General features: G+C 67.0%; 29 protein-coding genes and 1 tRNA gene. 24 read left to right on the plus strand and 6 right to left on the minus strand.

Annotation, left to right across the window (positions count from 1 at the left end):
• Positions 1-2,214 (minus strand): type IV secretory system conjugative DNA transfer family protein, encoded by a 2,214-nt coding sequence (locus AC3RJ9_RS11525; protein ID WP_101966198.1) that lies wholly within the window; start codon positions 2,212-2,214, stop codon positions 1-3.
• A 512-nt stretch (positions 2,215-2,726) separates the two neighbouring features.
• Between AC3RJ9_RS11525 and AC3RJ9_RS11530 the strand changes: the two genes are divergently transcribed.
• Positions 2,727-3,260, plus strand: a complete 534-nt coding sequence (locus AC3RJ9_RS11530) for a GNAT family N-acetyltransferase (protein WP_101966197.1) — start codon at positions 2,727-2,729, stop codon at positions 3,258-3,260.
• A complete protein-coding gene (locus AC3RJ9_RS11535) occupies positions 3,257-3,874 on the plus strand; it encodes a class I SAM-dependent methyltransferase (protein WP_257963042.1) in 618 nt (205 codons plus the stop codon). Before AC3RJ9_RS11530 ends, AC3RJ9_RS11535 begins: the two co-directional genes overlap by 4 nt.
• A gap of 243 nt (positions 3,875-4,117) precedes the next feature.
• Here the strand turns inward: AC3RJ9_RS11535 and AC3RJ9_RS11540 are convergent, their stop codons facing one another.
• Together AC3RJ9_RS11540 and AC3RJ9_RS11545 are read right to left on the minus strand one after the other, a co-directional pair.
• On the minus strand, positions 4,118-4,639 hold the full coding sequence (locus AC3RJ9_RS11540) for a DUF4188 domain-containing protein (RefSeq protein ID WP_257963041.1): 522 nt from the start codon (positions 4,637-4,639) through the stop codon (positions 4,118-4,120).
• 187 nt (positions 4,640-4,826) lie between these two features.
• Positions 4,827-5,021, minus strand: a complete 195-nt coding sequence (locus tag AC3RJ9_RS11545; RefSeq protein ID WP_101966207.1) for an integrase core domain-containing protein — start codon at positions 5,019-5,021, stop codon at positions 4,827-4,829.
• A gap of 127 nt (positions 5,022-5,148) precedes the next feature.
• Here AC3RJ9_RS11545 and AC3RJ9_RS11550 point away from each other — a divergent pair, with 127 nt between their 5' ends.
• A complete protein-coding gene (locus tag AC3RJ9_RS11550) occupies positions 5,149-5,877 on the plus strand; it encodes a formylglycine-generating enzyme family protein (protein WP_223246359.1) in 729 nt (242 codons plus the stop codon).
• An 18-nt stretch (positions 5,878-5,895) separates the two neighbouring features.
• Here the strand turns inward: AC3RJ9_RS11550 and AC3RJ9_RS11555 are convergent, their stop codons facing one another.
• Complete coding sequence (locus tag AC3RJ9_RS11555; RefSeq protein ID WP_061873204.1) at positions 5,896-6,252, minus strand: hypothetical protein; 357 nt, start codon at positions 6,250-6,252, stop codon at positions 5,896-5,898.
• Between the two features lie 625 nt (positions 6,253-6,877).
• On the opposite strand from AC3RJ9_RS11555, the gene AC3RJ9_RS11560 reads away from it, so the two are divergent.
• The 21 genes from AC3RJ9_RS11560 (at position 6,878) to AC3RJ9_RS11660 (ending at position 23,562) form a co-directional block, all read left to right on the plus strand.
• Positions 6,878-7,087 carry a heavy-metal-associated domain-containing protein gene (locus tag AC3RJ9_RS11560; protein WP_006213359.1) on the plus strand — a complete coding sequence of 70 codons (210 nt, stop codon included), beginning with the start codon at positions 6,878-6,880 and terminating at the stop codon, positions 7,085-7,087.
• Positions 7,087-8,028, plus strand: coding sequence for a DUF8832 domain-containing protein (locus tag AC3RJ9_RS11565; RefSeq protein WP_180951262.1), 942 nt, complete (start codon positions 7,087-7,089; stop codon positions 8,026-8,028). The genes AC3RJ9_RS11560 and AC3RJ9_RS11565 overlap by 1 nt, the downstream gene beginning before the upstream one ends.
• Positions 8,029-8,074: 46 nt before the next feature.
• On the plus strand, positions 8,075-10,345 hold the full coding sequence (locus AC3RJ9_RS11570; RefSeq protein ID WP_040560307.1) for a heavy metal translocating P-type ATPase: 2,271 nt from the start codon (positions 8,075-8,077) through the stop codon (positions 10,343-10,345).
• A gap of 53 nt (positions 10,346-10,398) precedes the next feature.
• A complete protein-coding gene (locus AC3RJ9_RS11575) occupies positions 10,399-10,650 on the plus strand; it encodes a YHS domain-containing protein (RefSeq protein WP_006213356.1) in 252 nt (83 codons plus the stop codon).
• A 66-nt stretch (positions 10,651-10,716) separates the two neighbouring features.
• Positions 10,717-11,070, plus strand: a complete 354-nt coding sequence (locus AC3RJ9_RS11580; RefSeq protein ID WP_006214162.1) for a metal-sensitive transcriptional regulator — start codon at positions 10,717-10,719, stop codon at positions 11,068-11,070.
• A 46-nt stretch (positions 11,071-11,116) separates the two neighbouring features.
• Positions 11,117-12,262: an FAD-dependent oxidoreductase gene (locus tag AC3RJ9_RS11585; protein WP_101966194.1), complete on the plus strand. Its 1,146-nt coding sequence runs from the start codon at positions 11,117-11,119 to the stop codon at positions 12,260-12,262.
• Positions 12,263-12,307: 45 nt separating this feature from the next.
• Positions 12,308-13,543 carry an MFS transporter gene (locus tag AC3RJ9_RS11590; protein ID WP_101966206.1) on the plus strand — a complete coding sequence of 412 codons (1,236 nt, stop codon included), beginning with the start codon at positions 12,308-12,310 and terminating at the stop codon, positions 13,541-13,543.
• Positions 13,540-13,869 carry a ferredoxin gene (gene fdxA / locus AC3RJ9_RS11595; RefSeq protein WP_088477532.1) on the plus strand — a complete coding sequence of 110 codons (330 nt, stop codon included), beginning with the start codon at positions 13,540-13,542 and terminating at the stop codon, positions 13,867-13,869. The genes AC3RJ9_RS11590 and fdxA overlap by 4 nt, the downstream gene beginning before the upstream one ends.
• Positions 13,870-13,966: 97 nt before the next feature.
• The gene (locus tag AC3RJ9_RS11600; RefSeq protein WP_101966193.1) at positions 13,967-14,566 is read left to right on the plus strand and encodes a YdhK family protein; all 600 of its coding nucleotides are present in this window, start codon (positions 13,967-13,969) and stop codon (positions 14,564-14,566) included.
• Positions 14,567-14,636: 70 nt separating this feature from the next.
• Positions 14,637-16,874, plus strand: coding sequence for a heavy metal translocating P-type ATPase (locus AC3RJ9_RS11605; RefSeq protein WP_101966192.1), 2,238 nt, complete (start codon positions 14,637-14,639; stop codon positions 16,872-16,874).
• 10 nt (positions 16,875-16,884) lie between these two features.
• Positions 16,885-17,190, plus strand: a complete 306-nt coding sequence (locus tag AC3RJ9_RS11610) for a metal-sensitive transcriptional regulator (protein WP_006214168.1) — start codon at positions 16,885-16,887, stop codon at positions 17,188-17,190.
• Between the two features lie 64 nt (positions 17,191-17,254).
• Positions 17,255-17,932 carry a DUF8185 domain-containing protein gene (locus AC3RJ9_RS11615; protein WP_225984161.1) on the plus strand — a complete coding sequence of 226 codons (678 nt, stop codon included), beginning with the start codon at positions 17,255-17,257 and terminating at the stop codon, positions 17,930-17,932.
• A 41-nt stretch (positions 17,933-17,973) separates the two neighbouring features.
• Positions 17,974-18,339 carry an ArsR/SmtB family transcription factor gene (locus tag AC3RJ9_RS11620; RefSeq protein ID WP_061873197.1) on the plus strand — a complete coding sequence of 122 codons (366 nt, stop codon included), beginning with the start codon at positions 17,974-17,976 and terminating at the stop codon, positions 18,337-18,339.
• Positions 18,340-18,352: 13 nt separating this feature from the next.
• The gene (locus tag AC3RJ9_RS11625; RefSeq protein ID WP_040560569.1) at positions 18,353-18,871 is read left to right on the plus strand and encodes a carboxymuconolactone decarboxylase family protein; all 519 of its coding nucleotides are present in this window, start codon (positions 18,353-18,355) and stop codon (positions 18,869-18,871) included.
• A 15-nt stretch (positions 18,872-18,886) separates the two neighbouring features.
• Positions 18,887-18,960, plus strand: a tRNA-Cys gene (locus tag AC3RJ9_RS11630).
• A gap of 44 nt (positions 18,961-19,004) precedes the next feature.
• Positions 19,005-19,151, plus strand: coding sequence for a hypothetical protein (locus tag AC3RJ9_RS11635; protein ID WP_156491183.1), 147 nt, complete (start codon positions 19,005-19,007; stop codon positions 19,149-19,151).
• Positions 19,152-19,473: 322 nt separating this feature from the next.
• On the plus strand, positions 19,474-19,878 hold the full coding sequence (locus tag AC3RJ9_RS11640) for a type 2 periplasmic-binding domain-containing protein (protein ID WP_206496053.1): 405 nt from the start codon (positions 19,474-19,476) through the stop codon (positions 19,876-19,878).
• A 48-nt stretch (positions 19,879-19,926) separates the two neighbouring features.
• On the plus strand, positions 19,927-21,186 hold the full coding sequence (istA, locus tag AC3RJ9_RS11645; RefSeq protein ID WP_135040290.1) for an IS21 family transposase: 1,260 nt from the start codon (positions 19,927-19,929) through the stop codon (positions 21,184-21,186).
• A complete protein-coding gene (istB, locus tag AC3RJ9_RS11650) occupies positions 21,186-21,965 on the plus strand; it encodes an IS21-like element helper ATPase IstB (RefSeq protein ID WP_146314595.1) in 780 nt (259 codons plus the stop codon). Before istA ends, istB begins: the two co-directional genes overlap by 1 nt.
• Positions 21,966-22,142: 177 nt before the next feature.
• Positions 22,143-22,979: an alpha/beta fold hydrolase gene (locus AC3RJ9_RS11655; RefSeq protein ID WP_095347764.1), complete on the plus strand. Its 837-nt coding sequence runs from the start codon at positions 22,143-22,145 to the stop codon at positions 22,977-22,979.
• A gap of 97 nt (positions 22,980-23,076) precedes the next feature.
• Positions 23,077-23,562: a hypothetical protein gene (locus tag AC3RJ9_RS11660; RefSeq protein ID WP_135040288.1), complete on the plus strand. Its 486-nt coding sequence runs from the start codon at positions 23,077-23,079 to the stop codon at positions 23,560-23,562.
• A gap of 354 nt (positions 23,563-23,916) precedes the next feature.
• On the opposite strand, the gene AC3RJ9_RS11665 is transcribed toward AC3RJ9_RS11660, so the two are convergent.
• Both AC3RJ9_RS11665 and AC3RJ9_RS11670 read right to left on the minus strand, forming a co-directional pair.
• Positions 23,917-24,084, minus strand: a complete 168-nt coding sequence (locus AC3RJ9_RS11665; RefSeq protein ID WP_158185006.1) for a hypothetical protein — start codon at positions 24,082-24,084, stop codon at positions 23,917-23,919.
• A gap of 113 nt (positions 24,085-24,197) precedes the next feature.
• Positions 24,198-24,935 (minus strand): aquaporin, encoded by a 738-nt coding sequence (locus AC3RJ9_RS11670; protein ID WP_095347762.1) that lies wholly within the window; start codon positions 24,933-24,935, stop codon positions 24,198-24,200.
• Positions 24,936-25,019: the final 84 nt, after the last annotated feature.

A 25,019-nucleotide genomic window follows, 5' to 3' on the forward strand; every position in this document is an offset into this window, starting at 1 on the left:
TCAGTTCTCCTCGTGTTCGATGTGGCGGGTGGGCAGCATCTCGGTGGCGGCCACGGAGATGCCGCCGGCCTCCCCGGTGTCGCGCTCGATGTACTCCAGGTAGATCCCGGCCTCGTCCTCCTGGGGGTCCTCGGCGAGCACCGCCCAGGTCTCGGCGTCGGGGTCGATCTGGATCAGGTCGCCGGCCTGCAACTCCTCGGCCGGAGACTCGACGGGCTCGCCGTAGCCCTCGAAGAGGTCCTGTTCGTCGTCGGGCACGTAGGGCATGTGCTTGCGCTCGGCGATCACGGGGCGGCTGGGGTCGGCCAGCACAGCCGGAGAGGGGCGCCCGGTCGGGCGTTCCTCGACCGCGGCAGTGGCGGGAGCAGTGTTCAGGGACTGCAAGGCCGCGAGCGCGCCGGCCGGGACGGCCGACCGGGCGGCGGGCGCGGTGGCCGGCTGCACCTGGGGCTGGTCGGGGGCCTCGTAGACGCGGGCGTCCATGTAGTCGGCGTAGCTGGTGGGGTTCTCGTTGCCGTCCAGGTCCACCGTGACCGGCTCGAGGATCTCCACCAGCATCTTCTTGTGCACGACTTCGCGGGGGCGCACCGTGGCGACGCGCTGGGGGTCGTAGTCGTCGGATCCCGGGTCGGGGTTGGGGGCGTAGATGGTCTGGATCATGACGGGCACGCCGGCGGAGTTCAGGGCCATGCCGCGGCCCTTGATGTGCCGGGGGATGGTGGTGCCGACCACGTAGGAGTCCCACATCATCTTGGCGCCGTCGGGGCTGAGGCGGGACATGGCCACGCGCATGCCGAGGTTGTCGCGGAACTCACCGGAGATGAAGCGGGTGTCCGCGCGCTGGAGGCCGATGAGCATGTGGATCTTCGCCGAGCGGCCCAGGCGGCCGATGTTGCCCAGGCGCTTGAGCACCGCGGACTTGGAGGATCCGCCCTTGGGCTTGACCTCGGCCCACCAGTCGTCGGCGGCCTCGAGCAGCGTGGTGGCCTCGTCGACGATCAGGGCCACGGGCTCGAAGTCGGCGGAGGTCGCCTTGCCGGCCTCGATCAGCGCGTAGCGCTCGTTCATCAGGTCGTGGGCGTCCTCGATCAGCTTCACCTGGTGCTCGATGCGCGAGGCCAGCCGTTCCACGTTCGGCCAGTCCCGCAGGCCGATGAACTCGATCCGCTTGCCGTCGATCACCCAGACCTTCCAGCCGGCCTGGGTCAGGCGCTGGACGACGTTCTGCTCCACGACGGTCTTGCCCGAGCCGGTGGTGCCGACCACCACCATGTGGGGCTGCTTGCGGGGGTGCCAGGAGAGCTGCTCGCCGTCCTCGTCCACACCCAGGGGGATCTGGAAATCTCGGTAGTCGGCGTGGGTGCGCACCAGCGGGGAGTGCTCCGGCGGGGGCAGGACCAGGGAGGGCATCGGCTCGCGGGCGGAGAACACGACGGTGTCCTCGACCAGGTTCCACTCCGGGACCCAGTCTCCGGGCACGCGGGTGGCCAGGACCCGCTCCACGCGCAGCCGCTTGGAGGCCATGGCCATGTTGCTGCCCTGCTCGTGGGCGACCTCGATGCGGGTCGCGTCGCCGTCGTCGTTGAGCTCGACCTTCACGCGGGCGGACTCGCCCAGCAGGTCCCGCACCACCCGGGATGCGCGGTCCACGGTCGGGTCGGTCTTCTCCACCTGCTCGGCCCCCACGGCACCGAGCACCACGCGTCGCTTGCGCGGCAGGTGGGCCTCCACCTTGTACTTGGCCCCGAGGCTGACCGAGGCGACCTCGGCCAGGGACTTCAGCCACTCCGGGTCCGGCACCACCCTCGCGTGGTAGGTCAGCTGCACCTGCTGGGGCAGGCCGATGAACCCCCCACGCCAGCGGGAGAGCTTCACCGCGGCCCGGGACGGCCGCGGGCGGATCATCATCACCGGGCAGATCTGCTCGGTGAAGTGGTCGGCGATCTCCGCCCGCTGCCGCGCCCGCTCGGCCACCACCAGGGATGCCGTCGAGACGCCGGCACCACCGCCGGCCACCGCGTAGGCCAGGGCCGGGTCCGTGGCGGCGAACATGCCGGCGGCCAGCGCGCCGGCGGCGACCAGTCCCGATCCGATCCCGAAGAACTTCGCCGGCTGCGGCTGAGGGGCCAGCGCCCTGAGCCCCTCGTCGACCTCCTGATGCGCGCCGGCCTGCGCCGTGCCCACACCCATCTGCGGCTCCATGTCCACGCTCATCTGCGGCCTCACCCTCTGGCCCCGAGGACGGGGCCGACGACTCTCGTTCACTGCCCATAAGGCCCGACCGCGCCGCCGATGTCCCTTCCCCCGCCTCGCCGACGCACCCCACCCTCTGCGCCTCCCGGTACCCCCTGCCGTAAAAACTCAATCATGTGGAAGGCAGATCACCCCGGTACCCCCTTCCATGGACTTGACACGTCGGGTAGCCTCCTCAGCGAGACGGAGTCGAGAGGAGGAGGCTAACCCGAGCGAATCAGCCCATTCCAGAGGGCAATATCTCGCTTTTCTTTCTTCCCCGTCCTTCAGGATTTCCCGATGGGTGGAGGCGCTCGACTCCCGCTCTTCCCGCGGGCTTCCCGCTCGCGTTATGGCACCTGTCGAGATGCAGCGAAGATTTCAGAAACGCGCCAATTTGATTCATACGCCGATCAGGCCCTGAAGGGTTGACACCGGCTCCTCCTGCCCATCGCCTGACCAGCGCACGGGATCACGGTCGCTACGCTCGATCCATGCCCGTCCGTCTGCGCCCTGCCGTCCTCGACGACGCCGAGGCCCTCGCCGCCCTGGCACGGAGCCAACGCGAGCACCTTGCCCCGTGGGAGCCAGAACGCCCCGCCCGATGGTTCACCGAGGCCGGCCAGCGCGAGGCCCTTGAACAGGCGGAGCACGACCGTGCAGCGGACCGCTCCTACGCGTTCCTCATCACCGACGCGGCGGGCTCGATCTTCGGCCGTCTCACCCTGGCCAGCGTGGTCCGCGGGGCCGGGCAGTTCTGCTCGATCGGCTACTGGGTCGCGCTTGAGGCGACGGGCCGCGGCGTGGCGGCCGCCGCGGTCGGGCAGGCCCTGCAGATCGCCTTCGGCGAGCTCGGACTGCACCGCGTGCAGGCCGAGATCCTCCCCCATAACCACGCCTCCCGCCGCGTGCTGGAACACCACGGGTTCCAGCGGTACGGCCTGGCCCCGCAGTACCTGCGGATCGCCGGCCGCTGGCAGGACCACGAGCTCTGGCAGCTCCTCGCGCCGGCGGAGGGGCAGCAGTGACCCCTGACGACGCCGCCCGGGAAGGACTTCTCACCAACCGGGCCGCCTATGGCGCCCGCGCGGCCGAGTACACCAAGCAGCTCGGCACCATGGACGCCGTGGCCGAGGACGACAGGCTCCTGGTCGAAGCCTGGGCCGACCGGGTGGATGGGGTTCTGGCCGACGTCGGCTGTGGGCCGGCCCACTGGACCGCGCACCTGGCCTCGCTGGACCATGAGGTGACGGGCATCGAGCCGGTCGAAGAGTTCGTCACCCACGCACACCGAACCCACCCGGAGGTACGCGTGAAGCCGGGCTCGTTCCAGACCCTGCCCGTAGCCGCCTTCGACGGGATCCTGGGCTGGTACTCAATCATCCACACGCCGCCGGTGGAGATGCCTCTCCTCCTGGAGCGCGCACACCAGGCACTGCGCCCTGGCGGGTCACTGCCGCTGGGCTTCTTCGCGTCAGACCAGGTAGAGGCCTTCGATCACGCCGTCACCACGGCGTGGTACTGGCCGGTCGACGAGCTCGCGGGCGTGATGACCGCGGCGGGGTTCACCGTGGTCGACCGCGGCACACGGCAGGACCCGGGGGCCCGCCGGCACGGGTGGATCGAGGCTGTCGGGGACTGAGTCGTCTGGCGCTCTCCGCCCCAAATTTTCCAAGGAACCGTCCTTCACGAGTCGCGTGCGATCTTCACCGCGTCTGGACTGTCAGCCACCACTCCCCCTCGAGCGCCGCAAACGGCCGTTTGTGGCAGTCCGATGCTCCGCCACCACCCACGGGCACCTGCCCCCGGCTGAAACCGGGCAGAAACGTTCACGGGGCCGCTCTCGACAGCCCCCGGGACGCTCGGCGACAGACGGGGTCGAGGATCACGAGGCCGGAGTGAGACGGTCGCCCCCGTCCAGCCGCTCCCTGGCGGTGCGGCCCCGCCGCTCGACGGGGACGGTCCCCGTAGCGGCCCCCAGCCCCACGCAGGCACCCCCCACGTAGACCGTCTCCACCCCACCCGGACGCACGGCGTAGGTCTCATGCCAGATGCCGACCGCGTCCGGGTGCCGCCGGGACGCCCGGTTGAAGGCCCGCCAAGCCGGCAGATGCTCCTGATCCGCGTCGTGGGCGTAGGCGTAGAGGCCCTCCACACTGCGCCAGTACTGGACCACCCAGGGGCCCCTGGCGCCCAGCAGCGTGCTGGCCCCCAGGAAGCCGAGATCCGTCCCCCGCCCTGCGGTGGCGGCGTCCTTGGCGCGATGCAGCTCGGCAAGCATGCGCGGCATGGCGGCCGCCACGGGTGCCCACAGGTCGGGGCGGTGCGGCTTGCGGATCGTCATGCCGATGTGGAAGACGACGAGGCCCTGCGAGGTGTCCAAGGCGTGGGTGGTGGGCATGGTCATGGTGCCTCCTGGGTTCACGACGCCTGGCTGGCGGTACGCGGTGGCGGGGGCCGGGGAGCGCCCTGCCATTGATGGATAGTGCCACTATCCAATATGAGGCTGCGCAGTATCCAGGGCTAGGTGTTCCACTTCATGAGGTTGTTTACAGGAGGTCGAACAGGGTGGGCTCGTGCCCGAGGCCCTCGATCTAAGGAACGTCGAGCACCTTCGGCTGAGGCTGGACCCGGTACGACGTGATCGGAACCCGGCTGGCCGGTGGCTTGTTGCCCAGGCTGCTGTGCGGACGGTCATGGTTGTAGGTGTTCAGGAATGCCGCCAGCGCGGCGGTGCGCTCACCGTCGCTGGCGTAGGCGCGTACGTAGAGCCACTCTTCTGTCGAGATGCAGCGAAGATTTCACAAACGCGCAAATATGTTTCATACGACCACGAGCCACTTAGGTATTGACAGTTGAACCCTGTCCGGGTGCAGCTCGTGGTTCTCCAGTCAGCCCGTGTGCGACGCTGACGCCATGAACCAGCCCTCCATGGCCACCCTGTCTTCGGGAAAAATCACCCTGCGTGACGCCCGTCGCGGGACCACACGGGATGTGGAACTGGAGCCCTTCGAGATGGCCGTGCACCCCCTCCGTGACCGGAGCACCGGACGCCCGCTCACGCCTCTGACATGGTTCGAGACCATCAACCTCTGCAACGAGCTATCCAATGCTGAAGAGCTGCAGCCGGCCTACACGCATGCTGGGGACGGACGCTCCGTCACCTGGAACACGAGCGCTGACGGGTACCGATTGCCCACCGAGGCCGAGTGGGAGTACGCCTGCCGCGCCGGAACGACCTCGCCCACCTACGGGCCGCTTGAAGACATCGCCTGGACCAGCCTCGACCACCTTGAGGGCCCCCAGCCCGTCGGCATGAAGAAAGCCAACCCGCACGGTCTGCACGACATGCTCGGCAACATCTGGGAATGGTGCTGGGACTACGCCGATCCCGCCCGCTACGGCGACTACCGCAGTCTGCGCGGGGGTGGCTGGGCGGATGAACCCTGGAGCGTGCGCGCCTCAGTGCGCCGGGGCAGCGCCCCGGACGCCGTCCTGGAGGACGTGGGACTCCGCCTGGCCCGGGGTCTGGTCGGCAGCCCGGGACAAGCTCAGGGCTGGTCCCATGAGGCAGACAGGCAACGAGCCGCCATCTGCGGGCCGCTTCCCGTGGGGTGGACACCCTTGCGGGAGATCTTCGCCTGAGAAGGGAACCGCCCAGCCTCATTCGGCGGAACGGAGCCGATCCGTCGGCAACGACAACATCACCGTCGCGGTGAGATCCGGCGCCTTGGCCACCGCCCTGTCATCGAGCCGCGGCGCCACTGTGACGGCCTCTCGTGAGAACTCCTGGATGCCCACGGGCACCCATGCGTCACCCTCGGTGCGAAGCAGCCACTGTTCGCCCAACGCCTGCAAACCGACGGTGTCAAGCAGTTCTTCGGCCTCGGTCGACTCCATGGGTTCACCGCATCGCCGACGCAGGAGGTCGTAGGGGATGAAGAGGCCTTCGTCGGTCATCTCGATGTACCCGACGTGCTCGCGGTCATCAGCGCGGAGGTGATCTAAAACAGTGGTCACGGTGACAGCCTAGAGTTGTCGACTCGATACCCCAGCCTGCTCCCCGCCCCAGCACGGCAGGGGCGTCCGGCCAGGCTCCCTCACACACCGGATCCCGCCCCCTCTCCGAACGGTTCACGGCGAGTCGCGTGCAGTCTTTGCTGCATCTCGACAACCCCGAGGGTGACGACGTCCTCCACGGGATCGGCCCGGCCACTGACTGTCCCCGTGCTGCTGCGCCCGCGCGCCTTCACCAGGGTCACCGTCAGAGACCCCTGCCTGGGGTCTCCGGCACCGCGCTTCCCGAGCGTTGACCCCACTCACTGACGGGTCTGGGCGCGAGTCGGTTTCGTACCAGTCTTCGCTGCCTTCGTCGATGCGGCAAGGCAGTCCACGGTTCTGATGAGCCGAGGGGTCACTACTCTCCGACGCGCAGCGCCAGAACCCAGCGGATCGCCCCGCAGCATCGGTGCACCACAAGGCACACCTCGGACGCTCCAACCATTGTTTGCAGCACTTGCGCAATGCAGCTCACACGATCGCCTCCCTCCTTGCGGAATACCTGACATGGGTATACGTTTGACTAGTACACGTACCCGGTAGGGGTACTCCCGACGTACAACCCGACATACAAGGAGGACACCTGATGGCTTCGAACGATTACCAGGTGACGGGCATGACCTGCGGCCACTGCGAGATGTCGATCCGCGAGGAGGTCAGCGAGATCCCCGGCGTCCAGGACATCCAAGTCAGCGCGCAGACCGGCAAGCTCAACGTCACCGCCGAGGGCGAGATCGACGACGCCAAGGTCCTCGCGGCGGTCGAGGAGGCCGGCTACTCGGCGGTGCGCGTCTGATGAAGGCCGGAGGACGGCTCGCGCTCTACGGGGCCGGGTTGGTGGTGGCGTTCGGCGGGGCCTTCGGCCTCGCCGGCGCCGTCATTCCCGATAGCTTCGCAGCAGCATGGGCAGAAGGAAGCGGCGTGAACGCACACGGTGAAGGGCACGGCGACGCTGCGCAGGAAACCGCGGAGCCCGCTCTGAACGGGGTCTCCGCAAGCGCGGACGGCTTCGTGCTCTCTCCGGTCCAGGCCCCCACGGCCGCAGGCGAGGATGGAGACCTGAGCTTCCAGATCCTCGACGAGTCCGGCGAACCGGTGACCGAATACACCACCGCGCACGAGAAGGACCTGCACCTGATCGCCGTGCGCACCGACGGCGCCGGCTTCCAGCACGTGCACCCCGAACTCGACACGAGCACAGGCACCTGGTCGGTGCCGTGGACCTGGGACGAGGCGGGCACCTACCGCGTGTACGCCGACTTCACACCCGCGGGCGAGGAAGCCGAAGGCATCACTCTCACCCGCGCAATCGAGGTCGCGGGCGACTTCACCCCTGTCGAGACCGAGGCGCAGCCCACCGACGAGGTCGACGGATACACCGTCTCCCTCAACGGCGACCTCACTGCGGGCACCTCAAGCGAGCTCACCATCTCGGTCGAGCGTGACGGTCAGCCGGTGACCACGCTGGAGCCTTACCTGGGCGCGTTCGGCCACCTGGTGGCGCTGCGCGAGGGTGACCTCGCCTACCTGCACGTCCACGCCGAGGGCGACCAGCCCCAGGCCGGGGACACGGCCGGACCCGAGATCCGATTCGCAGCGGAGGCCCCGACCGCCGACCGTTACCTGCTCTACCTGGACTTCCAGGTCGACGGGCAGGTGCACACCGCCGAGTTCGTGATCGACGCCGAGCACGGTGACGGCACGAAGACAGACGATTCGCATTCCGACGGCCACTGACCCGCAGGGCCCGGCGTCGCACGAGAGCTGAGAAAGAAGGAAGAGGATGAGCACATCAGCGCCCCCAACGGGTGGGCCGGACATCGAGTTGGAGATCGGCGGGATGACCTGCGCCTCCTGCGCGAACCGGATCGAGAAGAAGCTGAACAAGCTCGATGGCGTCGCGGCCACCGTCAACTACGCCACTGAGAAGGCTAAGGTCACCGTGCCTGCCGGCTACGATCCGTCACTGCTGGTCGCCGAGGTCGAGAAGACCGGGTACACGGCCGCACTGCCCAAGCCCAAGGACACTACGGCGAACATGTCGGAGACCGAGGCCGGGGAGGAGGAAGACAGTGAGCTCACCTCGCTGCGGCATCGGCTGATCGGCGCGATCGTGCTCACTGTTCCCGTGATCGCGATGGCGATGATCCCCGCGCTGCAGTTCACGTATTGGCAGTGGGCCTCACTCGCCCTGGCCGCACCGGTGATCATCTGGGGAGCTTGGCCGTTCCACAAGGCGGCGTGGACGAACCTCAAGCACGGTGCGGCGACGATGGACACGCTCATCTCGATGGGTACCTCCGTCGCGCTGCTGTGGTCGCTCTATGCGCTCTTCCTCGGCACTGCCGGCACTCCCGGCATGACGCACCCCTTCGAGTTCACGATCGCTCCGTCGGATGGCGCGGCGAACATTTATCTCGAAGTCGGCGCGGGCGTGACGATGTTCATCCTCGCCGGCCGCTACTTCGAGAAGCGATCCAAGCGCCAGGCCGGGGCCGCGCTGCGCGCCCTCCTGGAGTTGGGCGCGAAGGAAGTCGCCGTACTCCGCGACGGCGTAGAGGTGAAGATCCCCACCTCTGAGCTGGCGGTCGGCGACGAGTTCATCGTCCGTCCAGGCGAGAAGATCGCCACCGACGGTCTCGTGACCTCCGGCTCCTCCGCGGTGGACGCCTCGATGCTCACCGGCGAGTCCGTGCCGGTCGAGGTCCGCGAGGGCGACTCGGTCACCGGTGCCACCGTCAACGCCGGCGGCCGCCTGGTCGTGCGGGCGACTCGTGTGGGTTCGGACACACAGCTCGCACAGATGGCGAAGCTCGTCGAGGACGCGCAGACCGGCAAGGCCGAGGTGCAGCGTCTGGCCGATCGTATCTCCGGCATCTTCGTGCCGATCGTCATCGTCGTCGCGTTCATCACCCTCGGCGCCTGGCTGGGAGGCGGGTTCCCCGTCGCCGCCGCGTTCACCGCAGCGGTCGCTGTGCTCGTCATCGCCTGCCCCTGCGCGCTGGGTCTGGCGACCCCGACCGCGTTGCTCGTCGGCACCGGGCGCGGTGCGCAGATGGGCGTCCTCATCAAGGGCCCGGAGGTGCTGGAGTCCACTCGCAAGGTCGACACCGTCGTGCTCGATAAGACCGGCACCGTCACCAGCGGCAAGATGACTCTGACCGACGTGATCACTGAGCCCGGTGTGGATCGTACGGAGCTGCTGCGTTTCGCCGGTGCACTGGAAGACTCTTCGGAGCATCCGATTGCGCAGGCGATCGCCAAGGGCGCGACCCAGGAAGTCGGCCAGCTGCCTACTCCAGAGGACTTCGCCAATGTCGAGGGCAAGGGCGTGCAGGGCATCGTCGAGGGGACCCCGGTCGTCGTCGGCCGCGAGTCTCTGCTGGCGGACTGGTCGCAGAAGCTCTCTCCGGAGGTCGCACAGGCGAAGGCCCAGGCCGAGGGCGAGGGCAAGACGGTCGTCGCGATCGGCTGGGACGGTGCTGCGCGCGGCATCCTCGTCGTCGCCGACACCGTCAAGCCCACGAGCGCCGAGGCGATCCGCGGGCTCAAGGAGATCGGCCTGACCCCGGTGCTGCTCACCGGTGACAACGAGGCCGTGGCCCGCCAGATCGCGTCCGAGGTCGGCATCGACGAGGTCATCGCCGAAGTGCTACCCAAGGACAAGGTCGACGTCGTCACTCGCCTCCAGGAAGAGGGCAAGATCGTCGCGATGGTCGGCGACGGCGTCAACGACGCCCCCGCGCTCGCGCAGGCTGATCTGGGCCTGGCGATGGGCACCGGCACGGACGTCGCGATCGAGGCCTCCGACATCACGCTCGTGCGCGGTGACCTGCGGGCCGCCGTCGACGCGATCCGCCTGTCCAGGAAGACCCTGTCGACGATCAAGACCAACCTGTTCTGGGCATTCGCCTACAACACCGCCGCGATCCCGGTCGCTGCGCTCGGCATGCTCAACCCCATGCTCGCAGGTGCGGCGATGGCGTTCTCCAGCGTCTTCGTCGTCGGCAACAGCCTCCGCCTGCGCGGGTTCACGAGCGTCGCCTCGAAGTGACGTACGAGAACCCACCCATCCACACGAATCCAATAACGAAGGAACACCAGAGAATGAGCAGCTGCTGCAGCACGAACGAGACCAACCCGGCCGTGGAGAACGGTGGACGCGAGAACCTTCTTGGCGGGGGCGCCGATGACATGACCACCTGCCCGGTCATGGTCGGCACCCCGGTCAGCAAGAAGACCGCCGAGGCCGCCGGCCTCTACCGCGACTTCGAGGATGAGCGCTACTACTTCTGCTGCGCTGGCTGTGGGCCCGCGTTCGATTCGGACCCAGCCAAGTACGCCGCCAACATGGCGTAATCCACCAGCGTGCGGGGTGCCGCGGCACCGCTGCGGCACCCCGCCACCTGATCGGAGCGAACCGACATGACCACTACGACTCCCACCACCGAAACCCACCTCGACACCTGCCCCGCAGGAGGCGACGGCGACGCGTCCGTCCACGGATACATCAGCGATAAGACGAAGTACCGCAATCGCCTGCGCCGCCTCGAAGGCCAAATCCGCGGCATCGATCGGATGGTCGACGAGGACCGCTACTGCATCGACATCCTCACCCAGATCTCCGCAGTCACCAGGGCACTCGAAAACGTCGCCCTCGGCCTGCTCGACGATCACCTCAAGCATTGCGTCCTCGACGCCGCACTCGCCGGCGGACCAGTCAGCGAGCAGAGGCTCGGCGAGGCGTCCGAGGCCATCGCCCGCCTCGTGCGCTCCTGACGCCGGCGCATCAGTTCGATCACGACCAGCATCCAGGAGTTCTTCTATGACCCCACAGCACGTCCTCATCCTCGGATCGGGAGCAGCCGGGGCCGCAGCCGCCCGCACTCTCGCCTCACGCGACGATGTCCGGGTGACGCTGGTGACCCGCACCGGGGAGACGCCCTATACGCGGATGCTCATCAAGGGAATCGCGTTCGGTCAGACACCGCCGGAGATGATCAAGCTCCCGCTGCCTCAGATCGAGGTCATCGCCGACACCGTGCTCAAAGTCGATACCTCGGCGAAGCAGGCCCAGCTGACCTCCGGCGCACAAGTCTCCTACGACGCGCTCATCGTCGCGACCGGGAGCATGCCCCGCTCCCTGCCCGCTGACGTGTTCGGCGGCGACGACGCCGGACAAGGGCGGGTCACCGCTCTTCACTCCGTGGAGGATGCCCTGGGCATCCGAAAGCTGCTGACCGGACTGGGGCGACCCGCGCGGGTAGCGATCTACGGCGGTGGAATCATCGCAGCCGAGACAGCCTCGTCTCTGCAAGCCGACGGACACATGGTCACGCTGGTCTCCCGCAGTTCAGTTCCCGGCGTCGGAGCGTTTGGGGCGCCCGTGGCTGAGCGCCTCGCCGCCGACCATGCCGCCAAGGTGCAGGCCCGATTCGGTCGCACTCTCCAGCATGTCGACGAAACAGAATCCGGTGTCACCATCACCCTCAACGACGGAAATCCCGTCGTGGCTGACTTCCTTCTCCTCGCGCTCGGCACGACGCCCGCAGCCCCGTCACCGTGGACGAACGGTATCGACGTCGACGATCACCTCCGCGCCGCGGCAGACCACGTCTACGCAGCCGGAGGCGTGGCCACGCACCACGACGAGGCACTGGACGCCTGGCGCATCGACCATTGGGAAGACGCCGCCGCACAGGGTGCGCATGCCGCGCAGGCCGCATTGCACGACCTCGGCATTAGCGACGATCCGGGCGCCTACCTGCCACGCAGCCCTTACATGGCAATGGTCTACGGTCAGATGATCTCCGGAGTCGGGTACACAGCCGGCGCAGACGCCCACCTGGAAGCCGGTGAGGAGTTCATCGTCCGCCACGAGACCGACGGCATCGTCGTCGGCGTCACTGGCATCGACGCAGTCGGCACCGTCTACCAGTGGGGGCAGCAGCTCCACGGCGTGCGGGCATAGGCAATGGCGGGAGACTGTATTAGGCAGATCCCACGGCGGGGCTTCGTGCTCTCGCTGGCAGCGACCATTCTCATGATGGCCGCTGCCAGCGCGCCGTCCTTGTTCTACCCCCAGATCGCCGAACGGCTCGGACTCATCCCCGTCGCCACCACACTCGTGTTCGCGGTCTACACCTTCACCCTCCTGGCCGCGCTGCTCTACCTCGGACCACTCTCCGACCACGTCGGCCGACGTCCGGTCGTGGCCGCCGGTTCTTTGGCGCTGGCGCTGAGCGTGGCCATGTTCTGGTTCGCCGGTAGCCTCGCGGCGCTCCTGGTCGCCCGAGCCTTGCAAGGGCTCGCAGCGGGGCTGCTGATCCCGGCGCTGTCGGCGATGATGATCGACTTCGAGTCCCCGTCACATCGGAACATCGCAGCCCTGTGGAACACGATCGGCCCGATGATTGGCCTTGGGGCCGGGGCTCTCGGTGCTGCACTTCTCCTCGATCTCACCTCCGAACCGACAACTGCCGTCTTCGGGTCGCTCGTGCTTGCCTTCCTCATCGTGGCAACGGTCGTGTGGAGCACACCGGAACTGGCCCCGAAGACCCAGATACGACGTGGCGACCTCCGTCCGCGGTTCACCGTGCCACCGCACCTACGCCGCATGTTCACCGCCGGAGTGCCCGTGATCATCGCCGGGTGGGCGACCAACGGGCTTTTCCTCGCGCTCGGAGCCGACCTCGTCGGCAGTGAGCTTGGGGGCTCCACGCACACCCAAGCTGGGATCGTCCTCTTCGCACTGGCGATCTCCGGAGTCACCGCCTCCTCCGTCCTACAGCGGCGTTCCGCCCGCACCATCAGCCTGTATGCGACCAGTGCCCTGGCGTTCGGCACCGCAGTGAGCATCGGCGCCCTCGCACTCGGTTCCTACCCAGCCTATGTCGCCTCGGTCGCGATCGTCGGTTCCGGGTTCGGCACAGCGTTCCTCGGGGTACTGCGCACACTCATGCCCCACACGGCATCGTCGGAACGCGCCGCCGTGATGGCTGTGATCTACACAGTTGCCTACCTGGCATTCGGCGTGCCCACCATCGTCGCCGGATTGCTCGTGCCGGTGCTCACCCTGTCGGGGACGATGACGATCCTCGGTGCGATCATCATCGCCCTCAGCCTCGTCGCCACCGTCCTGCGCCTGCGCATCCCGCACCCGGCCGCAGGCCCGGCAGAGACTGACGACTTCCCCGAGCCTCCCACCGGCTCTCACCGCCGATCCGCACCCGACCGAGAGGAGCAGCCATGACCTACGTGATCGCGCTTCCCTGCGTGGACGTCAAGGACCGCGCCTGCATCGACGAATGTCCTGTCGACTGCATCTACGAGGGCGAACGCTCGCTCTACATCCACCCCGACGAATGCGTCGACTGCGGAGCCTGCGAACCGGTCTGCCCCGTCGAGGCCATCTACTACGAAGACGACCTGCCCGACGAATGGTCTGACTACTCCAAGGCCAACGTCGAGTTCTTCGACGAGTTGGGTTCTCCCGGAGGAGCCGCGAAGACCGGACCGACGGGCTTCGACCATCCCCTCATCGCCGCATTGCCCATCCAACACGAGCAGACCCTCTGAGAAGGGGCTTCCGATTGATCCATACCGACACAACACACAAGCCTTGACTAGTACCCCCTAGGGGTATAGGGTAGGCATATTGATGAAAGGAAATGACATGCAGAGGAGACTGCGAACAGGACTGGCAGCGGGAGCCCTCGGAGTGGCGCTCGTGCTCGCCGGTTGCGCCAGCGGAGCAGACGACAACCAGCAGACCGACCCCTCGGCTACTGAGGAGCATCAGGGCCACGGCGGCAACAACGCAGAAAGCGGTGATGAAGAGATGGAGCACCCGATGGACGGCGGACCGGCACCCGAGGGTATCGCCGAAGCCAGTGAGCCCACCTACCCTGTCGGTACCGAGGTGCAGCTCACGGCCGACCACATGGAAGGCATGGAAGGGGCTACAGCAACGATTTCCGGCGCATTCGACACGTACACGTACTCCGTGAACTACACGCCCGCAGGTGGCGGCGACCCCGTCACTGATCACAAGTGGGTCGTGCAGGAAGAAATTGAGGATGCCGGCGACGCGCGCCTGGCCGACGGCACAGAGGTGACTCTGCTCGCCGAGCACATGGAAGGCATGGAAGGCGTAAAGGCCACCATCGCTTCGTCCACCGATGAGACGGTCTACATGGTCGACTACGAGACGGACGGCATGAAGATGACGAACCACAAGTGGGTCGTCGAGAGCGAGATCCAACCAGCGTCCTGAGCCGACGTTCGCTTGCCCGGCCACCGGGTGAGCGGCAATCGGCCTGGCTCGATGACGGAGGAGAGGAATCATGACGGACCCGAACTCACAACAGCACCACGGCCACGAAACCGATACACCCGCCCACGGCGAGCATCACCACGGGTCTGTGTCCGCGCACGCCTCGGCGGATGCGCACGGCACGCGCGAGGGTCAGCACACCGGGCATCAGGGCCACGCCATGGACCACGGGCAGCACTCAGGCCACACGGGCCTCGACGAGCACGGCGGCCACGATGAGCATGCCCAGCACGGTGGGCACGGAGATCACAGCGGCCATGGCGGGCACGGGGACCACGTTGGCCAGTTCCGCCGACTGTTTTGGATCAACCTCGTCATCGCCATCCCCGCGGTCGCCCTCTCACCGATGTTCGCCATGCTGCTGGGCTACGAGGTCCCCGGCTGGGCGGGCTGGGTCGCCGCGGCACTGGGCACCGTCATGTACGTCTGGGGCGGCAGGCCCTTCCTCACCGGTGCCGTCAGCGAGTTGAAGTCCCGCAAGCCCGGGATGATGCTGCTCATCGCTCTGGCGATCACGGTGGCCTTCTTCGCCTCCTGGGCCGCCACGCTCGGGCTCGTCCATCACGAGCTCGAATTCTGGTGGGAACTGGCGCTGCTGATCGTAATCATGCTGCTGGGCCATTGGATCGAGATGCGCTCCCTGGCCCAGACCACCTCGGCGCTCGACTCGTTGGCGGCACTGCTGCCAGACGAGGCCGAGCGCGTCGAGGGCGAGAACGTCGTCAAGGTGGCCCCAGCCGACCTCGACGTGGGCGACGTGGTCCTCGTGCGCCCCGGCGGCAGCGTCCCGGCCGACGGAACCATCGTCGACGGCCGCGCCGACATGGACGAGTCCATGATCACCGGCGAGTCCCGCCCGGTCTCTCGCGGCGAGGGCCAGACCGTCACCGCCGGCACCGTCGCCACCGACTCCGGCCTGCGGGTGGAGATCACCGCCACCGGTGACGACACCGCCCTGGCCGGCATCAACCGGCTCGTCGCCGAGGCGCAGAACTCATCCTCCCGCGCCCAGCGGATCGCCGACAAGGCCGCGGCCTGGCTGTTCTGGTTCGCTCTTGGCGCGGCGCTGGTCACTGCGGTCGTCTGGACGCTCATCGGCATGCCCGACGAGGCCGTCGTGCGCACCATCACCGTGCTCGTCATCGCCTGCCCCCACGCCCTCGGCCTGGCGATCCCGCTGGTCGTCTCCATCGCCACCGAGCGAGCCGCCCGCGGCGGCGTCCTAGTGAAGGACCGCCTGGCGCTGGAGTCCATGCGGCAGGTCGACGCGGTCCTGTTCGACAAGACCGGCACGCTGACCAAGGGCGAGCCCACCGTCACCGGCGTCGAGCCGACCGGCGAACTCGACGCCGACCAGGTCCTCGCCCTCGCTGCCTCGGCCGAGGCCGACAGCGAGCACCCGCTCGCCAAGGCCATCGTCACCGCCGCCAAGGACAAGGGCCTTGCCCTCCAGCAGGCCAGCGGCTTCTCATCCTCGCCCGCCGTCGGCGTCACCGCGACCGTCTCCGGCCAGAAGGTCCGCGTCGGCGGGCCCCGGCTGCTCGAGGAGACCGGTCAGCACGAGGTCGGCACGGCCGAGGCATGGCGCTCCGAGGGCGCGATCATTCTGCACGTTCTCCGCGGCGGCCAGGTGGTCGGCGGGCTGAGGCTCGCCGACGAGGTCCGGCCAGAATCCCGCGACGCCGTCGACGCCCTCCACGCCCTCGGTGTCGAGGTCGTCATGATCACCGGCGATGCCGAGGCGGTCGCGAACGAGGTCGGACGGGAGCTCGGCATCGACCGCGTCTTCGCCGGCGTGCGCCCGGAGGACAAGTCCGCGAAGGTCTCCCAGCTGCAGGAAGAGGGCAAGAGGGTCGCGATGGTCGGCGACGGCGTCAACGACGCCCCGGCTCTGGCGCAGGCCGATGTCGGCATCGCGATCGGCGCGGGCACCGATGTCGCCATCGCCTCGGCCGGGGTGATCCTGGCCAGTTCCGACCCACGCAGCGTGCTCTCGATCATCCAGCTGTCGCGACGCGCATACGGCAAGATGAAGCAGAACCTGTGGTGGGCCGCCGGCTACAACCTTCTTTCGGTGCCGTTGGCGGCCGGTATCCTGGCACCGGTGGGATTCGTCCTGCCAATGTCGATCGGCGCGATCCTGATGTCAGCCTCCACCGTGGTTGTCGCGCTCAACGCCCAGCTGCTGCGGCGCATCGACCTCACACCCGAAGCCAGCACGCGTTCCGTCCTGGAGCGCCAGAAGTAAGGACATGCCCATGTCTGTCGATACCGATTCCCACCAGCACGGCTACATCAGCGACAAGGAGCGCTATCTCGGCCGCATGAAGCGCATCGAAGGACAGGCGCGTGGGATCGCGAAGATGATCGATGAGGAGAAGTACTGCATCGACATCCTCACCCAGGTCTCCGCTCTGACCCGTGCCCTCCAGGGGGTTGCGACTGGTCTGCTCGACGACCATCTCAAGCACTGCGTGCTTGATGCCGCCAAGCTCAGCGACGAGGCGGCCGTCGAGAAGATCCAGGAAGCCACCGACGCCATCAACCGGCTCGTTCGCTCCTGAACCCGGACCCCGATCACCGCGTTCCAGGACACGGCGGGCACAAACCCTCAGGATGCCAGCGCGCTTGATCCTTGCCGACGCGCCGTCCGCCCGCGACGCGCTCACCTTCGCTAAGCGGGCCGCGCAGGCCGGTGCCCATGGCGTGCGCTTGCAGGCCGCGGCCGGGCTGCTGCGCATGAGCGCAGCCGCGCTAACGCCCCGTGGTCCGCTCGACCGCACTCCTACGATCCTCGTCCTTCGCACGCTCCGCTCCGACCCTCAGCTGCAGTGCGACGTCACCGTGGAAACGTTGACCGCGACCGCCGTCCCTCTTACCCTGGCGTTGCCGGAAACCGCGCTGGCACCCGCCTGGACCAGCGTCGAACCCCCGCAACACGGGTGGAGACTTATTGCGGATGTGTCCAGCCTGACGCTGATGCGCAGCGCCCGTGCCGGCATCGAGGCCGTCGCCCAAGCACTTCCCGACAAACCCGGCGACGATGTCGTCCGCAAGATCCGGGGCACGGTTTGGGGCACCCCGGACACGGCACTCGCATCGCTGCCACAAGGCGTTGCGTTCGCCGCCTACGTCTTCGGGTTCCTCAGCCGAGGAAACGGGGCCACGATCTCAACCGCCGGCCGTTGGACGCGGTTGACCCTCCCGACTGGACACGTGCTCCTGCGCGGACCCGTCGCCTCTGGCCTCACCCCGATCCGCCGCACCCGGCCACGCGTTTCCGAGTCCGTCACATCGATTGAATAACCCTTGATACCCTATAGGGGTATGGGGTAGTATTGATGACTATGAAAAAGGTTGAGCACGTGCACGCCACGTATGACACACCGCATCTGAATGCGGCGGTCGGAGTCTTCGCGTTGCTGGCGAATCCGGTGAGTGTGAAGATGATCCTCGCCATTCGCGACATCGAGGTCTCTGCCAATCACCTGGCGGACATCGTCGACCTTCCCGTCGACCAGACCTCCCACGAGCTTCACCGCCTGGAGTCGGCCGGGATCGTGAGTCGGCAGCGACGCGAGTCCGGCGACTTCTACCTATTGAACGGTGTGCATGCCGGGGCGCTGGCTGAGGCTGCGATCTTCCATGCCGAACATCAGCAGCAGGAACGCACTCGTGCGGGTTCTCCCACCTCGAACTCGCGACCGAACTGACAGAGGAGGCATCATGCCCCGTTTTTCCCGATTGACCCCTGAGACCGCAGTGGGGGCCTCACGAGACTTGCTCGGCGATCTCGTCGAGCGGCACGGCCAGGTCGGAGACATGGTCTCGACGATGGCGCACTCCCCGGCGGTGCTCGGCGGCTATCTGCAGCTGAGCAAAGCCATGCGTCGCGCCAAGCTCGACCGTAAGGTCAGCGAGCTCGTTTCGATCGCCGTGCAGTCGAAGCAGGGATGCGGAATGTGCCTGGCCTCGCACATCAGCGCGGCACGATCGCTCGGGGTCAGCGATGACGAGATCGCACTCGCCCAGCAGGGTACGGCGATGACCGGCCCGGTCGCGGCGATGATCGCGCTCGGCCTCCAGGTCTACCGTGAGCCTACGTCGATCACCGACGAGCAGATTGACGAGCTTCGGGGATACGGGTACAGCGACCGTGAGATCTCTGATGTCGTCGGGGTCGTGTCGCTGAACATTCTCACCGGCGCCTTCAACCTGGTTGCTGGCCTCACGCCGGGCGACTGACTTCGCCGGCGACTTGGTGCCTTGGCCGAGAGGATAGGCAGCGGTCTGCAAAACCGTTTACACGGGTTCGAATCCCGTAGGCACCTCCACTTCCCGCTGAGCCCAATAGGACACACGTCGTTGGAGGCGAGTGATGGAGAGCCAGCACATCTTCAACGGTGACATGACACGCGCCGCGCGCATCCTCGTGAAGGTGAGCGCCCAATATATCGCCCGTGAAGCCAACGTGACCAAGGAAGAGTTGCGCGACTTCGAGAAGGGGCGACACGACTTGTCGTAGAAGAAGCAGGAGCGTGTGCGGGCCGCCCTCGAAGAATTGGGGCAGAGTTTCTGCCTGACGGACCCAACGGCGGCTACGGCATCCGTCTGAAGTTCGGCCGTTCCAGGATCTACTCACTTGAACGTTGCGAGGGCGAGGGCGGGCCGCGGCTCACAACAGAGTCTGATCGTCGGACCCAGGCCCATGTGCCCTTCTCGGAACCGGATTCAAACCTACCTTTTCACCTGGAAGATCGCACCACGGCCTCACTGCGCATCCTGGTGCCGTTGCGCCTGGGCCGGCTTTGGCCGTCACACCTTGCCTCTGTTCCAGGAATGGAAGCGTGGGCACGCTGAGCTCATCGAATACAGTCGCCCGACGGACCCGATCTGGGCCCTGCGCGACGGGGGCGATCGATGCCGCACTCATCCGCTCTTCTTCACCCAAACGTGCCATTGGTCCGGGTTTGGAGCGGTTACCGCTGTTCACCGAACGCCTGGTTGCATCGGTGACGAGTACCGACTCGCGTGCCCGGCAGGAGTCGGTGACCCTAGCCGATCTCGCTGACGGGCCGGTGGCGGTCTGCGCGACCGCTCCGACGGCCACCGGGGAGCTGTGGAGTACGACTGCTCGCATGCCGCGCACGATCTCGGTGGCGAACACGGACGAGTGGTTAACCCGCATCGCTGTCGGCGACGCCATCGGCATCACTGCAGAGGCGACAATGTCGACGACGCGTGAATACTGACCCCTGAGCGTCGGGGAATTTTGACCCCTTCCGGGCATCCTTTGGAGGGTGATCAATTTGGAACAGTGGGCAGAGATCAGGCGGTTGCATCGGGCGGAGGGCGTGTCGATCAAGGAGATCGTGCGTCGGCTCGGTGTGGCGCGAAATACGGTGCGGTCGGCGTTGGCGTCAGAGACGCCGCCGTCGTATCAGCGGGCAGGGAAAGGGTCACTCGTTGACGCTGCGGAGCCCGAGATCCGCAAGCTCTTGGTGGTGGATGCGAGGATGCCGGCGACGGTGATCGCGGAGCGGATCGGGTGGGAACACTCGATCACGATTCTGAAGGATCGGATCCGGACGATTCGTCCGGAGTATGCCGGGGTCGATCCCGCGGATCGTCTGATTCATCTTCCTGGCGAGAGCGCGCAGATGGATCTGTGGTTCCCGGAGCCGCGGATCCCTGTCGGGCATGGGCAAGCGTTGATGCTGCCGGTGCTCGTGATGACGTTGACGTTCTCCCGGTTCCTGTCCGCGGTGATGCTCCCGTCCCGGCAGGCGGGCGATCTGGTCGCGGGGATGTGGCAGCTGATCTCTCGTGTCGGGCGGGTCTCGAAGACGCTCGTCTGGGATCGTGAGGCCGCGATCGGGGGGAAGGGGACTGTCACGCAGGCCGCGGCCGCGTTCGCGGGAACGTTGGCGACGAGGATCGTGCTCGCCCCTCCGCGGGATCCGGAGTTCAAGGGCATGACCGAACGCAACAACCAGTACATGGAGACATCGTTCCTGCCCGGGCGGTCGTTCGCGTCACCGGACAGTTTCAACAGCCAACTCGCGGAGTGGCTCCCGCGGGCGAACTCCCGCACGATCCGCTCGCTGGGCGGGCGACCTATCGACGTGGTGGAGCGGGATCTGCAGGCGATGACCGTGTTGCCGCCGCTGCCGCCGGTGACGGGGCTGCGAAACCGGGTCCGATTGGCGCGGGACTACTACGTCCGCATCGATGCCAACGACTACTCCGTTGACCCTCGCGTGATTGGGCGGCTGGTGGATGTGACGGCCACGCTGACACGAGTGATCGTGATCTGCGATGGCCGCACCGTCGCTGACCACGAACGCTGTTGGGCGAAACACGCGACCGTCATCGACCCTGTCCACGTCGAGATCGCGAGGGGGCTGCGCTCCACGTTCAGCGCCGCGAAACGCGACCGAGAACGACTGCACCATCGCGGGCAGCCAGCGGCCAGCGTGGTGTTTCGGGAACTGCCCGACTACGACGAGTTGTTCGGCGTCGATTTCCCTGTCGATCCTCGAACCGGTGAGGTCCTCTGATGCCCGAAACGGAGATCGCGGCGACGATGGGATACCTGACCCGGGCGTTGAAGACCCCCACGATCGGCCGGGTCTGGGAGACCCTCGGCGATCAAGCCCGCACCGAGGGCTGGTCCCACGAGGAATACCTCACCGCGGTCCTGCAACGCCAGGTCGCGGACCGGGAAGCGAACGGAACGACACTGCGAATCGCGGGCGCTCACTTCCCCGCGGTGAAGACCCTGGACGACTTCAACGCCGACCATCAGCCCTCGCTGCGTCGCGATGTCCTCGCTCACCTCGCGACGACAACGTTCATCCCGAAAGCGGAGAACGTGATCCTGCTCGGCCCACCCGGTGTCGGCAAAACACACCTCGCGATCGGCCTCGGCATCAAAGCCGCGCACGCTGGATACCCGGTGTTGTTCGATACCGCGACCGGCTGGGCTGGCCGACTCCAGGCCGCGCACGCAGCCGGCCGGCTCGAGCATGAGCTGAAACGACTCCGCCGCTACCGGATGCTGATCATCGACGAGGTCGGCTACCTGCCATTCGACGCGGACGCCGCGAACCTGTTCTTCCAACTCATCGCGTCCCGCTACGAGCAAGGCTCGATCGTGCTCACCAGCAACATGCCCTTCGGCAGATGGGGTGAGATCTTCTCCGACGACATCGTCGCGGCCGCGATGATCGACCGACTCGTTCACCACGCGGAAGTCCTCACCCTCGGCGGGGACTCCTACCGCACCAGGGCACGCCGCGAGCTCCTCAAGACCCCCGCACAACCCGCGGGCAAGTAACAACACATCAATTCGAGGGGGTCAAAATTCAACGACGATAAGGGGTCAATATTCGGCCGACGTTGACATCGCGGGCGCCCGAAAGTTACCGTGAATGCAGTCGCCACATCGTCGAGGCGCAAACTACCCACCAGTCGCGCGGGCTTGCTCGTTCGACGACATGACAAAGGACTCATCATGGGATACATCACCACCGAAGACGGCGCAGAGATCTACTTCAAGGACTGGGGCGACAAGAACGCCCAGCCCATCGTGTTCCACCACGGCTGGCCGCTGTCGTCCGACGACTGGGACGCACAGATGCTCTACTTCCTCTCGAAGGGCTACCGCGTCGTCGCCAGCGACCGCCGCGGCCACGGACGTTCGTCGCAGATCAGCACCGGCCACGACATGGACCACTACGCCAGCGACGTGAACGCCGTCGTCGAGCACCTCGACCTGCAGAACGCCATCCACATCGGCCACTCCACCGGCGGCGGCCAGGTCGCTCGCTACGTCGCCAAGTACGGTCAGCCCCAGGGTCGTGTCGCCAAGGCCGTGCTCGTCTCCTCGGTTCCTCCCATCATGCTGAAGTCCGACAGCAACCCCGAGGGCACGCCCATCGAGGTCCTCGACGGTTTCCGTTCCGCTCTCGCCGCCAACCGTGCCGAGTTCTTCCAGGCCGTGGCGTCGGGTCCGTTCTACGGCTTCAACCGCGACGGTGTCGAGGTGTCCGAGCCGGTCGTCGCGAACTGGTGGCGTCAGGGCATGACGGGCAGCGCGCTCGCTCACTACGAGGGCATCAAGGCCTTCTCCGAGACCGACCAGACCGAAGACCTCAAGGCCATCACGGTCCCCGTTCTCGTCATGCAGGGCGACGACGACCAGGTCGTTCCCTACAAGGCCGCCGCGCTCCTGCAGCACGAGCTCCTCCAGAACTCTGAGCTGAAGCTGTACGCCGGCTACCCGCACGGCATGCTGACCACGCACGCCGAGGTCATCAACCCTGACCTCCTCGCCTTCATCCAGAAGTAAGAAGCGGCGCAGTAGAAGAGGTGCACCCGGGATCCGGGTGCACCTCTTCTGCATTCTTGGAAGGAAGAATGCGGCGTCCTGACGATACTGTTCGTCTGTGGACAACGCCTTCGCGACCTGGATCCAGGTCATCGCGTCTCTGCTGTCGGTGATCCTTGCTCTGGTCGGATTGGTCATCGCACGCGACGCCAGCCGCGAGGCTCGCTCCAATCGTGACTTCCAGCTCGACCGGTCTGTCGGAGACGAGTTCGCCATCGCCGTGTCGGCGTTGTCGCTCGCCGGCCGCGAAGACGGGCTGGCGCGGTCGGACTTCGCCCGTCAGTACGGTGACGCGGTGCGATTGTGGAGTGACCGCGTGACGTCTCCTCGCGCGCAACGTCAGCGGGGCGAGGTCGAGGCGTTCCTCCGGAAGCTGGGTCACACCGCGGAGCAGTTGCTACCCGCACTGCCGACCGGGCATGGAACCGATTGCGCGCACGGAGTACGAATTCACCCTCGCTCGCGCGCAACGCGTCACGAGGGAATGGGCATACCCGGAGCAACGCCGCAACGTCATCGTCGGGGTTTTGGAAGACCATGTTGACGAGCTCGCGGAGCCGCGCTCCAGCCCGGACGTGCAGGTGCAACGATGGTTGCTCGTCTCGGACCCGTCCGACAACAAGGTCACGCAGCGGGCACGGTCGGTTCGGGTGGGATGGCTGATGTTTGTCGACGACGTCCGCCGCCGCCGTCTGGGACGAACCATTCGGGAATGGTTCGTCCATCAGCGATTCGCGCGACGGGAGATGCGCGCGTACAGGGCTGGCGTACGTGCCGCTCGTGGGCCGGTGCCTCCGTCGGTGAACGAGGATGCGCCGACAGCCTGACGATTCCGCCTGAAGTCCCAGCCACCTCACGGTCTGGCGCTCCCGGATCTCACTACGCTCGACAGCACCACTCAATCTGGGGAGCACTCATGGGAAGTCCTGTTTACGGTCTCGGCTTCAACCGCGGCGTTGCCGTTGGGATCGAACGTGGCATAGAGATCGGCCTGAAGATGGCTGCCGACGCGGCCGTGCAGCGCCGGCTCCAGATCGCGACCGGCGCTTTGAGGGTCGTCCAGCATGCAACACCTGCCGTCCTCCGCGCCGTGAGTACATACCGCGCGACGAAGGTCGTCGACGCGGCCGCATAAGCGTCACGCCGTCCCGGATCTCCGGGATGGAACACGCACCGCACTCAGATGTAGGAGCTTCTCCTCGCTCGCGGCGCGAGGTGGCGGACCGCTGTCACGACGAGGCCGACCAGCGCCGCGCCGAGGGTTGGCGCGACGAGCGAGAGCCACAACTGCTCGAGCGCGACAGGGCCCCCGTAGACGGCGGTCGCTATCGAGCGGGCCGGGTTGAAAGAGCCGTTCGAGATCGGGATCGCGACGAGCGCCGCCACCGTCAGCGTGAACCCGATGGCCAGCGGCGCGAGCGTCGCGTCCGTGCGACGAGTGGAGACGGCGAGGACGACCGCCATGAGCACGGCCGTGGTGACCGCCTCGATGAGGAACGCCGCCTCCCAGGAGGCCCCGCTTGGTGAGAGCGGTCCCCAGCCGGTGGACGCGAATCCGCTCTTTCGAGCGTCTGACAGGAATTCCGTGCTGGTGCCCGCCGCAACGAGAACAAGTGCGGTGGACGCGAGTAGCCCACCCACGAACTGCGACGCGATGTAGGCCGGGACGCGGCGCCACGAGAAGAATCCGGCGGTCGCCAATCCGAGCGTGACGGCAGGGTTGAAGTGGCCGCCCGACACGGGGCCCCAGGCGATGGCGCCGACGAGCACGCTGAGCCCGAGCGCGAAGGCGACGCCGAGGAATCCGATGTTCACCGCGACATCCGACTTCGAAAAGGATGCGGAGAAGGTCGCCGCTCCGATGACTCCGAACACGAGGACGAACGTGCCCGCAGCCTCCGCGGCGACGGCCGACAGAAGCGGAGCGACGGGTGGCTTTCCGAGCGGGTGCTGTCGACGACGCGTGAATACTGACCCCTGAGCGTCGGGGAATTTTGACCC

This window comes from Micrococcus sp. 63XJN7_6_ISO-PGPR-S23-444, from assembly GCF_058072765.1.